Source organism: Turicibacter sp. HGF1 (genome assembly GCF_000191865.1).
Lineage (GTDB): Bacteria > Bacillota_I > Bacilli_A > MOL361 > Turicibacteraceae > Turicibacter > Turicibacter sanguinis.
The window spans coordinates 1-16,336 of sequence record NZ_AEXQ01000138.1 but is presented as its reverse complement, the minus strand read 5'-3'; the positions used below and the strand labels follow the sequence as shown (position 1 = coordinate 16,336).

12 protein-coding genes are annotated in these 16,336 nt (G+C 35.3%); all 12 read left to right on the top strand.

Going from position 1 to position 16,336, the window contains the following annotated elements; translation table 11 throughout:
* Positions 1-106 precede the first annotated feature (106 nt).
* The 12 genes from HMPREF9402_RS13415 to HMPREF9402_RS13360 all read left to right on the top strand — a co-directional run bounded on the left by HMPREF9402_RS13415 (position 107) and on the right by HMPREF9402_RS13360 (position 16,317).
* Complete coding sequence (locus tag HMPREF9402_RS13415; RefSeq protein ID WP_006783327.1) at positions 107-940, top strand: NAD(P)-dependent oxidoreductase; 834 nt, start codon at positions 107-109, stop codon at positions 938-940.
* Positions 941-943: 3 nt separating this feature from the next.
* A complete protein-coding gene (locus tag HMPREF9402_RS13410; protein WP_006783328.1) occupies positions 944-1,981 on the top strand; it encodes an aspartate-semialdehyde dehydrogenase in 1,038 nt (345 codons plus the stop codon).
* A gap of 1 nt (position 1,982) precedes the next feature.
* On the top strand, positions 1,983-3,020 hold the full coding sequence (locus HMPREF9402_RS13405; RefSeq protein ID WP_009607676.1) for an aspartate kinase: 1,038 nt from the start codon (positions 1,983-1,985) through the stop codon (positions 3,018-3,020).
* 19 nt (positions 3,021-3,039) lie between these two features.
* A complete protein-coding gene (gene dapA / locus HMPREF9402_RS13400; RefSeq protein WP_009607663.1) occupies positions 3,040-3,921 on the top strand; it encodes a 4-hydroxy-tetrahydrodipicolinate synthase in 882 nt (293 codons plus the stop codon).
* 557 nt (positions 3,922-4,478) lie between these two features.
* On the top strand, positions 4,479-6,230 hold the full coding sequence (locus HMPREF9402_RS13395) for a ribonuclease J (protein ID WP_006783331.1): 1,752 nt from the start codon (positions 4,479-4,481) through the stop codon (positions 6,228-6,230).
* A 142-nt stretch (positions 6,231-6,372) separates the two neighbouring features.
* Entirely contained in the window at positions 6,373-8,685 is a 2,313-nt protein-coding gene (locus tag HMPREF9402_RS13390; protein WP_009607665.1) for an FtsK/SpoIIIE family DNA translocase, read from the top strand.
* Positions 8,686-8,810: 125 nt separating this feature from the next.
* Positions 8,811-9,959, top strand: coding sequence for a BMP family lipoprotein (locus HMPREF9402_RS13385; protein WP_006783333.1), 1,149 nt, complete (start codon positions 8,811-8,813; stop codon positions 9,957-9,959).
* Between the two features lie 124 nt (positions 9,960-10,083).
* Positions 10,084-11,181 (top strand): BMP family lipoprotein, encoded by a 1,098-nt coding sequence (locus HMPREF9402_RS13380; protein WP_006783334.1) that lies wholly within the window; start codon positions 10,084-10,086, stop codon positions 11,179-11,181.
* Positions 11,182-11,440: 259 nt separating this feature from the next.
* A complete protein-coding gene (locus HMPREF9402_RS13375) occupies positions 11,441-12,565 on the top strand; it encodes a BMP family lipoprotein (protein ID WP_009607673.1) in 1,125 nt (374 codons plus the stop codon).
* A 175-nt stretch (positions 12,566-12,740) separates the two neighbouring features.
* Positions 12,741-14,270 (top strand): ABC transporter ATP-binding protein, encoded by a 1,530-nt coding sequence (locus HMPREF9402_RS13370; RefSeq protein ID WP_006783336.1) that lies wholly within the window; start codon positions 12,741-12,743, stop codon positions 14,268-14,270.
* Positions 14,270-15,367, top strand: coding sequence for an ABC transporter permease (locus tag HMPREF9402_RS13365; protein WP_006783337.1), 1,098 nt, complete (start codon positions 14,270-14,272; stop codon positions 15,365-15,367). Before HMPREF9402_RS13370 ends, HMPREF9402_RS13365 begins: the two co-directional genes overlap by 1 nt.
* Entirely contained in the window at positions 15,367-16,317 is a 951-nt protein-coding gene (locus HMPREF9402_RS13360; RefSeq protein WP_006783338.1) for an ABC transporter permease, read from the top strand. Before HMPREF9402_RS13365 ends, HMPREF9402_RS13360 begins: the two co-directional genes overlap by 1 nt.
* The last annotated feature ends 19 nt before the right edge of the window (positions 16,318-16,336 follow it).

Sequence of the window (16,336 nt, the reverse complement as noted above, 5' to 3'; positions counted from 1 at the left end):
TTTTTCTTTGAAAGCAATAAGTAGAGAAGAACCTCGATTACTGTCACCACTAGGGGTTAAAAGTCATAAAATACAACGTAAGAAAACTTGAGGTAGGTGATAGATAATGATTTTAATTATTAATAATGATAAGCGAATGAATTACTTAACTGGTTTTATTCGAGAAAGTGGACTTGATTTAGTTGAGTATCATCCGGAATCATTGAGTTTTGATTTTAATATTTTAAAGCAAACTCGTTATTTTATTTTGCCGTTTGGAGGAATTAGTGCAAGTGGGAAAATTGCAAATACCAATTTGCGATTAAGTGAAGAAGTGCTCTTGAGTTTACCCGAAGATTGTACCATTTTAACCCCAATTAAATACCCGAAATTAGTTGAATTGCTTCAAGTTGTCCCTAGAAAATGTGAAGTAATTTTTGACTATGATGAAGTGGCTATTTATAATTCTATTCCAACAGCAGAAGGCGTTATTTTTAATATTATTAAAAACACAGAAATAACGATTCATCAAGCTGAAATATTAGTGATTGGGGCAGGTAGAACAGGTCAAACCATTGCCAGAGATTTGAAAGCGTTAGGTGCGCATGTCACCGTGACCTTTAGAAAGAAAAAAGACGAGGCGAGATTGTTTGAAATGGGATTAACGCCTATTCATATTGATTTAATGGTTGAAGATTTGCAACATTATGATGTGATTGTAAATACTGTTCCAGCTATGGTGTTAGATGAAGAAGCTTTAAATTATGTTCCAAAAGATTGCTATATTATTGATGTAAGTAGTAAACCAGGTGGAGTCGACTTTGATTATGCAAAACAAATCGGAATACAGGCAGAATTGGCTGGATCGCTTCCAAGTATTGTTGCTCCTAAAACAGCAGCTTATTATCTTTTCCGCTTTTTAACCAATTATATTGCGACTGCTGATAAAAAGGGGAGATAAAGAATGAACCGATACGGATATTCGGTTGCGATTGTAGGGGCAAGTGGTGAAGTTGGAAAAAGTATGGTTGAAACATTAGAACGTTATCCTATTCCGGTGACTTCATTAAAGTTATTGGCATCAAGCCGTTCGGCTGGGAAAAGCATGGTATTTAAAGGGCAACCCCTCATCATTGAAGAATTGACGGAAAATTCTTTCGATGGAATCGATCTTGCTTTTTTTAGTGCTGGAGGAAGTGTGTCAGAAAAATTTGCACCGATTGCGGTTTCTAAAGGTGCTGTCGTCATTGATAATACAAGTGCATTTAGAATGCATCAAGATATTCCACTCGTGGTTCCCGAGGTAAATGCAGACGTTTTAACTCATGAAATGAAGTTAATTGCTAATCCAAATTGTTCAACGATTCAATTAGTGGTTGCTTTAAAACCTTTAATGGATGTTTACGGCATTGAATCGGTCAATGTAGCAACTTATCAGGCGATTTCAGGTGCGGGAGCCAAAGCGTTATATGAATATAATCAAGAGTTGGAACAAGATGATTATGTTCCACAAATTTTACCGACCCGATCAGATAAAGTTCATTATCAAATGGCACACAATGTTATTCCCCAGATTGATGTGTTTATGGAGAATGGATACACCAAAGAAGAAATTAAGATGATTAATGAAACACGAAAAATTTTAAGCGATTCAAGTCTTAAGGTCAATGCAACGTGTGCTAGGGTTCCCGTGCGATATGGACATAGTGTTTGTGCGACTGTGAAGCTAAAAGGTCCCGTTCAAAATCGCCAAGAAATTATGGATTTATTCAAAAACTCATCGGATGTCGTCCTTTATGATGAGATTGAATCTCAAAAATATCCGATGGCTTATTATTTAGCGCATCACGATGATGTTTATGTAGGAAGAATACGGAAGGATTTATTTGAAGACGATGTGATTCATCTTTGGATTGTTGCGGATAACATTCTAAAAGGAGCAGCTCTAAATAGTGTTCAAATTGCTTATTATATGCATCGTCATGGATTGTTAGGTGATTGAAATGGATATCGTGGTTTTAAAGTTTGGTGGAACTTCAGTTTGTGATGAAAAAACAAGATATGAGGCATTTAAACATATTAGACGGGAAGTAAATGCTGGATATAGAGTAGTTGTTGTCGTGTCAGCTATGGGGCGAGTTGGAGCCCCCTACGCGACAGATACGTTAAAATCACTCGTTGCTTATCATCTAAGTAAAAAGGAAAGTGATCGTCTTATCTCTTGTGGTGAAGTAATTTCAAGTATTGTGATGTCTGATTTTTTACAACAAGAAGGCTTGAAGGCTTGTGCCTTAGCACCAAATGAGGTTGGAATTAAAACAGACCGAAATTTTAGTAATGCAAATATTGAAAAGGTTGAAACGGATTATTTGTTAAGTCAATTAAAAGAGTATCAAGTAGTGGTTGTACCAGGATTTGTCGGAACCACATCAGAAAATGAAATCACAACGCTTGGTCGAGGTGGAAGTGATACGTCAGCCGTTGCACTCGGAGCAGCCCTCCATGCCGTTTATGTTGATATTTATTCAGATGTTGAAGGTGTTATGACTGCTGATCCAAAATTAGTTAAAAATGCAAGGGTATTAGAGAAAATAAGTTATGATAACTTAATTGCATTAGCGGCTAGAGGTGCTAAGGTTATTCATTTAAAGGCAGTTGAACTTGCTAAACAAAATCATGTTAAACTTCGACTTCGATCAACAACAGCCGATCATATTGGAACTTATGTCGTAGAAGAGGAAATTAGTAGTATTAGTCTAGCTTATAAAACGGGTTATACTCGCTATGAATTAGTAGGGGTGACCACTCCTATTAATTGTCAGCCACTTACTAAACACGGACTTTATTGGTATGCTTCCAGTCAAGATGAGAAAGTCGTAGAAGACTACTTAACAGAAAATAAAATTAGTTATCAAAAAGAGGAAAATTATGTGCGAGTCAGTTTGATTAATCAACAACGTTCGCCTAAAGAAGAAACATACTATGTGAGTGCAATGAAACTTGAGGATACTCTTAATTTCTTGCACTGTAACTTAACTTAATGAGAAGGATGTGAGAAGAATGAATAGTTTTGGTCCGGTTATTACGGCAATGGTTACACCTTTTGATGAATATAATCAGCTCAATGTTGGTAGCTTAAGAAAACTGATTATTCATTTATTAAAACACGGATCAACCAGTCTAGTCATTACAGGGACAACAGGGGAAGCCCCAACATTAACAGCAATTGAACGTTTGCGTATTTGGGAAACAGCAGTTGATTTTGCAGGCGGAAGTGTCCCTATTATTTGTGGTGTTGGAACTAATAATACGAAAACAACGATTCATAATGTTAAATTAGCAGAAGAAATTGGTGCTGATGGTGTTTTGGTGGTTACTCCATATTATAATAAACCAAATAAAATTGGCTTATTAACGCATTATAAAGAAGTGGCAAATTCAACAGATTTACCTATTATTTTATACAATATTCCATCGCGTACGGGGGTTAGTTTAGATTTAGAAACCATTTTGGAGTTAGCACAACTTAAAAATGTTGTCGGAATTAAAGATTCAAGCGGTGACTTAACATTATTAAAACAACTTAAAGAAGTAATGCCTTCCGATTTTGCCTTATATAGTGGCGACGATTCTAATTATTTAGAAGCATTAAAACTTGGAGGAGCTGGGGTTGTTTCAGTTGCTTCACATGTAGCAGGGTTACAAATGAATCAAATCTATAAATTATTTAAAGAAGGAAAATTAGAAGAGGCGGAAGCTTTACAAAATAAATTAATGCCACTTTATAAAGGATTGTTTAGTACCACGAATCCGATTCCAATCAAAGCGATTTTAAATCAAATGGGAATGGATGTCGGATCACTTCGTTTACCCCTTGTAGAGATGGATCAGTTTGAGGCATTAGATTTATTTAATGAAATCAAAGATTTGGTAGATGAATAAGAATCAAAACGTCTGTTTGAAGTGTGACAGACGTTTTTTCGTATTTTAAAGAGGAAAAAAGCGAATGTTAAATAAAAAAGAAGGATATACTTGTCATTATCTTGCGTTGTGTACTATAATGAATATAGAGATTACGCAGTTTCTTTTAAATGATAATTGAGAGAATTTGACAGACTTATTATCTTACAAGAATGTAAAGAGTAATAAGGATTAGGTCTTTTTCTCAAATTTTAAGTTTATTGATGGGATGCCATGTTTTTTAATTTTTATGAATCATTTTTATTTATTTTAATTTTGAGGGTAGGATATTGTTCGAAGAAATAGAACTAATTTAAGATTGAGAACAAAACCTATTGATATTGACGTTTAGGAAAGTAATTCAAAAATAACATTAAGCATCTTCAAAATAAGTAAACGTACTTTAGAAGGAATTGTACATTTGAAGTCCCATGAGAAGAGGACAGGATTGTGATTTAAAACCATTTATTTAAAAGTTAAAAGCAAAAAAACGTCCGTTACAACGAAATGCTTTAACGTTAATTCAAGATATAAAGGAGGTGAATCGTTGTCAAAAATGTAACCTGTTATCAAGTGATAGCAGTTTTGATAGCGATAAAAATGTGTCATCAGTAGTTGAACAAAAAATCAAAGTATTTGCATTAGGCGGATTAGATGAAAACGGAAAAAATTTATATGTGGTAGAAGTAAATGATAAAATATTTGTTTTAGATGCAGGGTTGAAATATCCAACTGAAGATTTGCTGGGTGTTGATGCGGTAATTCCAGATTTTACTTATTTAAAAGAGAATGTGTCACGTGTACAAGGGATTTTCTTATCACATGGGCATGAAGATCACATCGGGGCCTTACCTCAATTATTGAGTTTGATTAATGTTCCAATTTATGGGACACGCTTAACGATGGCATTAGTAGAAGATTCACTTAGTGAAAATGGACTTGATTTTAAAAACTATAAATTATATAAAATTCGAGAAAATAACGAGCTATTTTTTGGAGATATAAAAGTCACATTCTTCAAAACAACTCACAGCATTCCAGATTCTGTTGCGATTTGTATTCATACAACAGATGGAGTGATTGTATATACGTCTGATTTTACATTCGATCAAAGTGCTAAGGGGCGTTATCAAACTAATTATGCACGTATTTCTGAAATTTCAAAGGAAGGTGTTCTTTGTTTATTATCGGAGAGTATCAATGCCGAAAAATCAGGGCATACAAGTACAGGCAGTTCTTTAACTTATGAATTAGAAGAAGCTTTTTCACGTGCTGAGGGGCGCATTATTTGTTCGCTTTATTCATCGGATTTACATCGTATTCAATTAGTGATTGATTTAGCGATTCAAAATGGACGTAAGATTGCCATTATTGGACGTAAGATGCAACGTATTGTTGATATTTCGGTTAAACTTGGTTATTTGCGAATTCCGAAATCTGCGCTCATGAATTTACTGTATATCGATGAAAAAAATGATAATAATCTGTCTAATCTTGTTGTTTTAGCAACTGGAAATCGCTACGAACCATTTAATGCCTTGATTCGCATGGCAAAACATCAGGATCGTTTAATTCATATTGAAAAAAGTGATACGGTTATTGTGGCAACTGCTCCTATTCCAGGAAATGAAATTAAAGCAGCTCGCACACTAGATTTATTATACCGTACAGGGGCAAGTGTGGTTGCGATTAATAAAAATTTATTACCTTCTTCTCACGCAAGTAGTGAAGATTTGAAATTAATGATGAACTTATTAAAACCACAATACATTATGCCTGTTATTGGAGAATATCGTAATTTAGTCGCTCATGCTAAAATTGCTGAGAAAATGGGATATAATACAGAAAATGTTATTTTGTTAGATAATGGTGATGTGGTTGAATTTCAACAAGGTGAATTAGTTAATCATACGGAACATATTCAAATTGATCAAGTATTAGTTGATGGATTGGGCGTGGGTGATATCGGAAGTGTGGTCTTACGTGATCGTCAATTAATGGCCAATGATGGAATTATTGTGGTGATTGCTAATTTAAATAAAAATACAAAAGAAATTGTCGCAGGACCACAAATTGTGAGTAAAGGATTTGTTTACGAAAAAGGTAATGAAGAGTTATATGCGGCACTTGATGAGTTGGTTCGAAATATTATTGGTCAATTTGTGACAGAACAATATGTAAACTGGCAAGGATTACGTCAAGAATTACGTGATAAAATTGGGAAGTTATTGTTTAACAAGACAAAACGTAAACCCATTATTATTCCAATTGTAGAAGAATTTAATTTATAATCCAATTGAACAGCTGCCAAACGGCAGCTGTTTTTGACTTAGTTCAAGATTTCTAAAAAAAGAACGTCAGATATTAATGGAAAATTAGGGATTTTATGAGATAATAAGTAAAGTACGATTATGAAGTAATAGAGGGATTATTATGGCACAAAAAAAGAAAGTGAAACAAAAAAAACAAACGTTTGTTACGGATTTATATATTGAGTTAATTGGAATTGGCTTAATCTTATTATCTATTTTAACTCTAGGTCAACTTGGAATTATCGGAACTTTTTTGAAGCGAATTTTCTTATTTGTTTTTGGTGAGTTTTTTTGGGTAGTGGCTCTGGCGATGATTATCAATGGTGGTAAAATGATTTTTAGTCGAAAAGTTCCGACGTTTTTTACGACGCGTCAAATTGGTTACTATTTAATGTTTATTGCTTTTATTTCATTTAGTCATCTCCCGGTTTATCGTGAATTTAATGCACACAATACACCGTTGCTTTCCGGGATGGTTAATTATTATTGGAATAATGATGTCTTAAATACGACCTTTACAGTAGGTGGCGGATTCATTGGATCTGTAATTTATGGGATTTTCGTTCCATTAATGACAGCAATTGGATTATATATTTTATCTTTAGTTATTCTTTGTTATGGAACATTACTCGTCTTTAATTTAACATTTAAAGATGTATATGAAGGAATCAAACTATCTAGACTTGAGTATCGAGAAAAAAGAATGAAAAAAGTAAAAAAAGCAACTAAACCTAAGGTGAAAAAGAGATCCGATCAGGAAGAGATAGAAGAAGAGGCAGAAGAGTTGAATGCGATGATCGACACAACCACTCCTATTTTTGATTTTGAGAATGATGAGGTAACCATTACAACGTTTGATCAAGAGGTTGAATTGCAAGAGGAAGGGGAGGAAGAACTCGAGTTTAAAATTAGTGATTTTGCTGAAAAAATAAAACAGGAAAAAGTAGAACCTCATTCAACGATTGAAACGTTTATGAGTGATGAGAATTACACCCTACCTCCATTAGATTTGCTTGTAGATTATCAACAAACTAATAATTCGCAACGGATGCTGGTTAGTGCAAAAGCACAAGCCAGAAAACTTGAAGACACATTTAAGAATTTTGATGTGAAGGCAAAAGTTCAAGAAGTTCATATCGGACCTGCTGTCACACGATTTGAAATTTTACCAAATGTCGGTGTAAAAGTTAGTAAAATTATTGGCTTAACCGATGATATCGCCTTAGCACTTGCGGCGAAAGGGATTCGAATCGAGGCTCCTATTCCAGGAAAGTCTGCTATTGGGATTGAAGTTCCAAATCCTAAACAAACGCTAGTGACATTTAAGGAGATTGTAAAGGAAGTTCCGCAAAAACAGCAATCAGAAAAACTTTTAATGGTTCTCGGACGAGATATCTCGGGAAAAACAGTGTATTCACCATTAAATAAAATGCCTCACTTACTTGTAGCAGGCGCAACAGGTTCAGGAAAGTCAGTTTGTATTAATACAATTATTTGTAGTATCTTAATGCGTGCGACTCCGAATGAAGTGAAGATGTTAATGATTGACCCGAAAAAGGTAGAGTTAAATGGTTACAATGGGGTTCCACATTTATTAGCACCAGTTGTGACGGATCCACGCCTTGCGTCTCTTGCGTTAAAAAAAGTGGTGACGGAAATGGAATATCGCTATGAATTGTTCAGTGAGAGTGGAACTCGTAATATTGAAGGTTATAATGATTATGTTCGTCATCAAAATGAGATGAATGAAATTAAAAAGACGGTTTTACCATTTGTTGTGGTAATTATTGACGAGTTAGCGGATTTAATGATGGTTGCGTCAAAAGAAGTAGAGGAGTGTATTATGCGATTAACTCAAATGGCACGTGCTGCTGGAATTCATTTGATTATCGCAACACAACGACCTTCAGTAGATGTCATTACCGGAGTTATTAAGGCGAATATCCCATCTCGTATTGCGTTCGGTGTTTCATCGGCTGTCGATTCACGTACGATTATTGATATGCCAGGAGCGGAGAAGTTACTCGGAAAAGGGGATATGTTATTTTTACCAATGGGAGCTTCAAATCCAACGCGTGTGCAAGGTGCGTTTATTTCGGATGAAGAAGTTGTTCGAATTGTAGAGTTTATTAAGAATCAAGTCCAACATGAGGAGATTAAACAAGATTTCTTAGAAAATTTAGAACAAGGGCAAAGTGAAAGCAATACGATGGAAGATCCACTGATGAGAGAAGTGTTATCTTATATTATTGAAAGTAAAAAAGTTTCAGCTTCGCTCTTACAAAGACGTTTCCGTATTGGATATAATCGTGCAGCTAGAATTGTGGATGATTTAGAATCGGCAGGATTAATTGGTCCAAGTGAAGGAAGTAAGCCACGTGAGGTCTTGATGTCAGAGGGGCAGTGTCAAGAATTAATGTCGAATTTGAAATAGTTTCATCGTAAAAGCGCCGAGTTGACATTTTTATGTCAGGGGAAAGCATATGATACAAAATATGATTTAATTAGACATAAGAGATGTGATAAAATAAAAGAGTGCTGATGAAAGGGGTTTTATAAATGGGGCTTAATCAAAAGCGAGTGGCGATTGCAACCTTTGCAATGAGTCTTTTGCTTTGTACGGGATGTCAACCATTCAATCAGAGTCTAGGTACATTTCAAACAGGTGAAGAGGAGACGAGCAGTATTAAATTACTACAGCCTATTTCAATTGAGACGGTTAGCGAAGAACAAGAGGATCAACAACCTATGACACGCCAAGTGGTTGAAGTGGCGACGAAATTGAAAGTTGGCTTAGTAGATGATCCCCATCAAGATTTAAATCGTGAATTACTTCAAAAGATAAGTAAGGAATTGAATAGGGAATATCCTGAAATTAAATTTGAAGTGGAAACACCCAAAGAAAATAATGCAAATAGTTATTTAAATACGGTGAATCAATTAATTGCAAGTGGGGCGCAATTGATTTTAATACCGAATTCAACATATGAGAAAGAACTTGAAACCATCATCAATAATTATCCGGATATTGTTTTTTTAACCTTTGACTATTACACGAAGTCATCAAATGTATTTGGAGTTAAATTTCATGAAGAATCTGCAGCCTTTTTAGCAGGAGTCATAGCTGCTTTACAAACGAATACCAATAAGATTGCTTATTTAGGCTATGCAGATGATTCATCAGTAGAGAACAAATATGGTTGTGGATTTATAGCAGGTGCTAAAGCCGTTCGTTCTGATATTGAAGTAACAGAAAAATATATTTTAAAATCAATTTCAACAGTTGATTTAAAGCAGGTCGTTAAAAGCTTGTATGATGATCATCATGATATTGTATTCGAGAGGGTAGGTTCTTTACAACATGATGTCATTGAAGTGGCGAAACAGTATACACAAAATCATCGTCCTGTATGGGTGATAAATTCAGTCATCGATTTATTAGAAGAAGGTCGTCTTTCAAATGGAAACTCAGTGGTATTAACATCCGTTTTGAAAAATGTTGACGTCGCAGTTTCTAATCTTTTAAATGGGTGGTTAACACAAGAATTTACGCTTGGAAATCAGCTCATTTTAGGGCTTGAAAACGGGGGCGTTAGGGTGACCTTAGAAAATGAGCAGTTAGAAGGGAATACTGTTAGTATCGTTCAGGACTATCAGGAAAAAATTATCTCGGGAGAAATTGTCGTTTCAACTGATTTAACTCAATAATTTAAAAAAAGAGGAAGATTGATATCCCCTCTTTTTTTGATGTTTGTGGAAAATAAGTAATAAGTCAGTGAATTTGATGAATAATAAAAGAAGATAAAAAAATGTCATAAAAGGAGGTTCAACTATGAAAAAAAATAGTATAAGCATTCTATTTTTTTTAATACTTAGCTTTGTATTAGTCGCTTGTAACAATTCATCAAAGAGTGAAGAAGCGTTAAAAATTGGAATGTTGATTGACTCGGGAAGCATCGATGATAAGTCGTTTAATCAAGGAACGTGGGAAGGAATCCAACGTTACGTTGAGGATCATGAAGGTGTAAAGGCACAGTTTGTTCAACCGTCAGGCGAAACAACGGAAGATTATGTCACATCAGGTGATAATTTAATCATGGCAGGTAGTAACATTGTCATTGCACCAGGATTTAAATTTGAAGAGGCGATTACGAAATTACAACAAGAAAATCCAGAAGTTAAATTTGTTTTATTAGATGGGCAACCATCTGTAGAAAGTCCTAATACAATGTCTATCTATTTTGCAGAAAATGAAGCTGGATTTTTAGTTGGAATGGCGGCAGCTCTTCAATCTAAAACAGAAAAAGTTGCTTTTATAGGTGGAATGAAAATACCAGCTGTTGAAAAATTTGGAAGAGGCTATGTAGCGGGTGTTGCTTATGCTAATCAATTGTATGGAACGAAGACGATAGTGACTGATTATCAATTTCAAGGGACCTTTTATGATGTACAAGGTGGGCAAATGATGGCCGGAGGCATGTACGATAAAGGGGTGGATATTATCTTCTCAGCGGCAGCTGCCGTTGGAAATGGTGTGATTAATGAGGCCAAAGCACGTACTGAGAATCAGGAAGAGGTGTATGTAATTGGGGTTGATATTGATCAATATGAGGAGGGAAAATTAGGAGATGACCAATCAGTTATCCTAACTTCTGCGATTAAGCGAATTGATAATGCGGCTTATGATGCATTGGATGATATTGCTCAAAGTGAATTTCGTGGTGGAGAGGTGATCATTATGGATGCAAAAGCAAATGGAGTTGGGATTCCTTTAGAAAATCCTAATTTAACAACTGAGACATTAGAAAAAATAGAAGCAGCACTTAACTTGATGAAAAATGATCAGTTAAGTGTTCCTAAGACAGCTGAAGAATTAACAGCCTTTTTAGCTGAGTATCAATATGATGCTAGCCTAATAAATTATAATTAGATCATTTATAAAAGCTTTTAAAGAAAGATTATTCCTTCTTTAAAAGCTTTTATGTTAGGCGCCTATTTTTAGATTGGGAGGAATCATTTTAAAAACATATTCAATGCAATCAACTTAAAACTTAATCGTAGTTTTAAAAAAGAAAAGTAATATTTGGTCTTTTAATACAATTTATACTTAACAAAAAGCGACAAAATATTTACATTAAATAGCTTTTCTGTTAAACTTAAGATGTATAAAATATGAGGAGGCCATACAAATGAAAAAATTACTTTCTATGTTTGCTGTTGCAATGTGTGCTACAGTTGGACTAACTGCTTGTGGAGGAGCAGAAGAAGCAAAAACTGAAACACCTCAAACTGGAAATCAAACGACTGTAAAAGTTGGGATGATGACAGACTCAGGAACCATTGATGACAAATCATTTAACCAAGGAACTTGGGCTGGAATCCAACAATATGCAGCTGATCACACAGGTGTTGAAGTGAAATATGTTCAACCAGGTGGGGAAGCGAAAGAAGACTACTTAAGTGCAGCAGATAATTTAATCATGTCAGGAAATCAAATTATTGTTGCTCCTGGATTCAAATTTGAAGAAGCAATCAACGAATTACAAGTTGCAAACCCAGATACAAAATTCATCATTTTAGATGGACAACCGGCTGAGATGGCTGAAAATACAGTTGCGATTTACTTTGCTGAGCAAGAAGCTGGATTCTTAGCAGGTGTTGCAGCCGCTTTACAAACACAAACAGGAAAAGTTGGATTCATTGGAGGAATGAAAATTCCTGCTGTTGAAAAATTCGGATTCGGATATGTAGCAGGTGTTGCTTACGCGAATGCTACTTATGGATTAGAAGTTGAAGTAGCTGATTATTTATACAATGGAACATTCACTGATGTTCAAGGTGGACAAGCGCAAGCTGGTGGAATGTACGATAAAGGAATCGATATTGTGTTCGTAGCAGCTGGTGGAGTTGGAAATGGTGTTATCAATGAAGCTAAAACTCGTGCAGAAGCCGGTGAGGAAGTTTATGTGATTGGAGTTGACGTAGACCAATATGAAGAAGGTGTCATGTCAAATGGTAAATCTGTTATCTTAACTTCTGCCATCAAACGTATTGATAATGCAGCTTATGAAAACATTGATACATTTGTAAATGGAAACTTCCCAGGTGGGCAAGTCATCACAATGGATGCTAAAACAAATGGAATTGGATTACCTGAAGTGAATCCAAACTTAACAGAAGATACAACTACCAAAACAAATGAAGTATTCGAAGCTATCAAAGCAGGTACAGTAGTTGCTCCAACTTCTGCAGAAGAATTAGAATTAATGTTAGCAGAATTAGGATATGACGCAAGCAATATTAACTTTAAATAATTCATTTAAATACTATTGATTGTTTGTTAAACGAAGTACGCCTGTTCACAGGCGTACTTTTTTTAAAGTAAATAATAAGAATAGGATTTAACACATACTAAGTAAGAGAGTATACCATGGAGTTCATTATCACCGACATTGGATACGTTATCATAAAAAAGAAAGGGGTTAAATCATGGAATACGTGATTGAAATGTTGAACATCACAAAAGAATTTCCAGGGATTAAAGCCAATGATAATATTACACTGCAAGTTGAACCAGGAGAAATTCATGCCCTTTTAGGAGAAAATGGCGCTGGTAAATCAACACTGATGAGTGTTCTATTTGGACTATATAAGCCAGAAGAAGGATGTATTAAAGTTCGCGGAAAAGAAGTTAAGATTACAGACCCAAATGTCGCAACTGAGTTAGGAATTGGGATGGTCCATCAGCATTTTAAGTTAGTTCATAATTTTACGGTTACCGAAAATATCGTTCTAGGTAATGAACCGAAGCTATTTGGTGGGCGTATCAATATCAAAAAGGCAGCTAAACGTGTAGCTGAATTATCAGAACGTTATAACTTACATGTTGACCCATATGCTAAAATTGAAGATATTTCAGTTGGAATGCAACAACGTGTTGAAATTTTAAAAATGTTATATCGAAATGCTGAAATTTTAATTTTTGATGAGCCAACAGCTGTTTTAACACCACAAGAAATTGAACATTTAATGGAAATTATGCGTCAGTTAACCGCTGAAGGTAAATCTATTATTGTGATTACACATAAATTGAAAGAAATTAAAGCAGTGGCGAAGCATTGTACCATTATCCGAAAAGGAAAAGGGATTGGAACAGTCGTAGTGGCTGATACTTCAGAGCAAGAATTGGCTGATTTAATGGTTGGGCGTCAAGTAACGTTTAAACTAGATAAAGACGCGGCTAAAGTTGGAGCCCCTGTTTTACAAGTTGAAAATCTAACGGTTAAAAACAATCGTGGCGTTTCAGCACTTAAAAATTTATCTTTGACGGTCCATGAAGGTGAAATTTTAGGTGTTGCTGGAATTGAAGGAAATGGTCAAAGTGAATTAATCGAAGCTATTACAGGATTAAAACCTGCTGATTCAGGAATAGTGAAATTAGCTGGAAATGATATTAGTAAATTACCAGTTCGAAAACGTACTGAGGCAGGAATTGGGCACATCCCAGAGGATCGTCATAAGCATGGATTAGTTTTAGATTATTCATTAGAAGATAACTTTATTTTACAAACCTATTATCAGCCCTCATTTAGTAAAGGTGGCTTCCTAAACCGACAAGCTATTCGTGAACAGTCAGAGCAGTTAATTGAACGATTCGATGTTCGCAGTGGACAGGGTAGCACCACTATTACACGTAGTATGTCAGGTGGGAATCAACAAAAGGCAATTATTGCACGTGAAGTAGTTCGTTCACCGAAGTTGTTAATCGCAGCACAACCGACTCGTGGTCTCGATGTAGGAGCTATTGAATATGTTCATCGAGAATTAATTGCAGAACGTGACAAAGGACGTGGCGTTTTACTTATCTCGTTAGAACTTGATGAAATTTTAAATGTTTCAGATCGCGTCGCTGTTATTTATGAAGGTGAAATTGTTGCGATTTTAGAAACAGCCAACACAAATGAAAAAGAAATTGGATTATTAATGGCCGGTGCAGGTAAACAAAGAGGTGAGGAATAATGAAAAAGATTAATTTTAGTCTAGCGGATGACAATGTTCAAAAAAAATTGGCACCTTTTGCTTCTGTTATTCTTGGCTTCATCATTGGATTTATTGTTTTATTATGTTTAGGGTATAACCCAGCAGAAGGATTTTCGTATTTATTCCAAGGTGGATTTAAAGGCATCATGAGTGGAAACTTAAAACAGTTTGGAAATACTTTATTGCAGATGACACCATTAGTTTTAACGGGATTATCAGTGGCATTTGCCTTTAGAACTGGATTATTTAATATTGGGGTTTCAGGTCAAATGTTAGTCGGTGGTTTTGCAGCGGTTTACTGTGGGATTATCCTTGATTTACCTCGTTTTATTCATCTACCAGTGGTGGTGTTAGTCGCGATGTTAGCAGGTGGAGTTTGGGCGATTATCCCAGGTTTATTAAAAGCAAAATTTAAAATTCACGAAGTTGTGACATCAATTATGATGAATTATATTGCACTTTGGATGGTTCAATATGGCGTAACGACATTTATTCCAGGAAAATATAGCACAGAATCTGCAACCATTAGTGAGACAGCATCATTAAAAACGGCTTGGATGACATCACTTTTTGATGGTTCATCGATCAATATTGGATTTATTTTAGCGATTTTGGCTTGCCTTGTTGTTTGGTTAATTTTAGATAAAACGACGTTTGGATATGAATTAAAGGCTGTTGGATTTAATCCAGATGCGGCACATTACGCAGGGATGAAAGTTAAACGTAATATCATTCTTTCAATGATTATTGCCGGATGTTTAGCAGGTCTTGCAGGAGCGACCTATTATGTTGGTTATACGAATCATGTTAAAATTGGTGTTTTACCAACGCAAGGATTTGATGGAATTGCCGTTGCGTTACTTGGATTAAATACACCAATTGGTGTCTTCTTATCTGCTTTCTTATTTGGATTTATGAAGGTAGGAGGAGAATTCATGCAAGCAATGACAGCTGTCCCAAAAGAGTTAATTGATATTATTATTTCAACAATTATTTACTTCTCAGCGATTGCTTTATTAATTCAAAGTTTCTTTAAAAAAGTAGCACCGAAGAGAAAAGATGGAGGTGTTAAATAATGTGGGAATTTATTGTGGCAATGATGCCGTATGCTCTTGCGTTTACAGCACCGATGTTAGTCACAGCATTAGGTGGATTATTTAGTGAACGCAGTGGAGTCGTTAATATTGGATTAGAAGGTTTAATGGTCATTGGGGCTTTCACGACTGCATTTTATATCAATCAAGCTTATCAGGGTAGTGATTCAACGATTTGGATTGGAATTTTACTTGGTGGAGTAGCGGGATGTTTATTCTCTTTATTACATGCGTATGCGAGTATTAATCTTAAGGCCGATCAAGTTATTTCAGGAACTGCTATTAACTTATTAGCACCCGCGCTAACTATTTTCTTAGCACGTACTTTAACAGGATCTCAAAATATTAGTATCCTCAAAGGTGTCTCACGTTTTGATGCCCCAATCTTATCGGATATTCCTATTATTGGACCTTTATTCTTTAGCAAGATGTATTTAACCACTTTTATTGTATTAGGATTAGTGGTTTTAACTTGGTATATTGTCTTTAAAACATCTTTTGGATTACGTCTGCGCGCGTGTGGAGAACATCCACAAGCAGCTGATTCAATGGGGATTAATGTTTATAAAATGCGTTATTTTGGTGTGTTAGCATCTGGATTCCTATCGGGAATCGGAGGCGCTTTAATTATTGTTACCACATCTGGAGAATTTAACGGATCGGTTGCAGGGCTTGGATTCTTAGCATTAGCAGCTTTAATTTTTGGTAAATGGAATCCATGGACCGTATTATTCGCTTCGTTCTTCTTTGGATTTATGAAAACATTAGGGCAATTAGCTTTAATTAATGATACGTTAAAATCATTTGAAATTCCGATGGAGTTTTATAACGCGTTACCATATGTGATGACATTAGTCGCTTTAGTTGTATTTAGTCGTAATATTGTCGGACCAAAGGCAGCTGGGGAACCTTACGATAAAGGAAAACGTTAAAATAAACAAAAAGACAGGA

What these genes read in the sequence shown, in the direction of transcription:
- HMPREF9402_RS13415 (WP_006783327.1), top strand. Translation starts at nt 107, where the DNA reads ATGATTTTAATTATTAATAATGATAAGCGAATGAATTACTTAACTGGT.
- HMPREF9402_RS13410 (WP_006783328.1), top strand. Translation starts at nt 944, where the DNA reads ATGAACCGATACGGATATTCGGTTGCGATTGTAGGGGCAAGTGGTGAA.
- HMPREF9402_RS13405 (WP_009607676.1), top strand. Translation starts at nt 1,983, where the DNA reads ATGGATATCGTGGTTTTAAAGTTTGGTGGAACTTCAGTTTGTGATGAA.
- dapA (WP_009607663.1), top strand. Translation starts at nt 3,040, where the DNA reads ATGAATAGTTTTGGTCCGGTTATTACGGCAATGGTTACACCTTTTGAT.
- HMPREF9402_RS13390 (WP_009607665.1), top strand. Translation starts at nt 6,373, where the DNA reads ATGGCACAAAAAAAGAAAGTGAAACAAAAAAAACAAACGTTTGTTACG.
- HMPREF9402_RS13385 (WP_006783333.1), top strand. Translation starts at nt 8,811, where the DNA reads ATGGGGCTTAATCAAAAGCGAGTGGCGATTGCAACCTTTGCAATGAGT.
- HMPREF9402_RS13380 (WP_006783334.1), top strand. Translation starts at nt 10,084, where the DNA reads ATGAAAAAAAATAGTATAAGCATTCTATTTTTTTTAATACTTAGCTTT.
- HMPREF9402_RS13375 (WP_009607673.1), top strand. Translation starts at nt 11,441, where the DNA reads ATGAAAAAATTACTTTCTATGTTTGCTGTTGCAATGTGTGCTACAGTT.
- HMPREF9402_RS13370 (WP_006783336.1), top strand. Translation starts at nt 12,741, where the DNA reads ATGGAATACGTGATTGAAATGTTGAACATCACAAAAGAATTTCCAGGG.
- HMPREF9402_RS13365 (WP_006783337.1), top strand. Translation starts at nt 14,270, where the DNA reads ATGAAAAAGATTAATTTTAGTCTAGCGGATGACAATGTTCAAAAAAAA.
- HMPREF9402_RS13360 (WP_006783338.1), top strand. Translation starts at nt 15,367, where the DNA reads ATGTGGGAATTTATTGTGGCAATGATGCCGTATGCTCTTGCGTTTACA.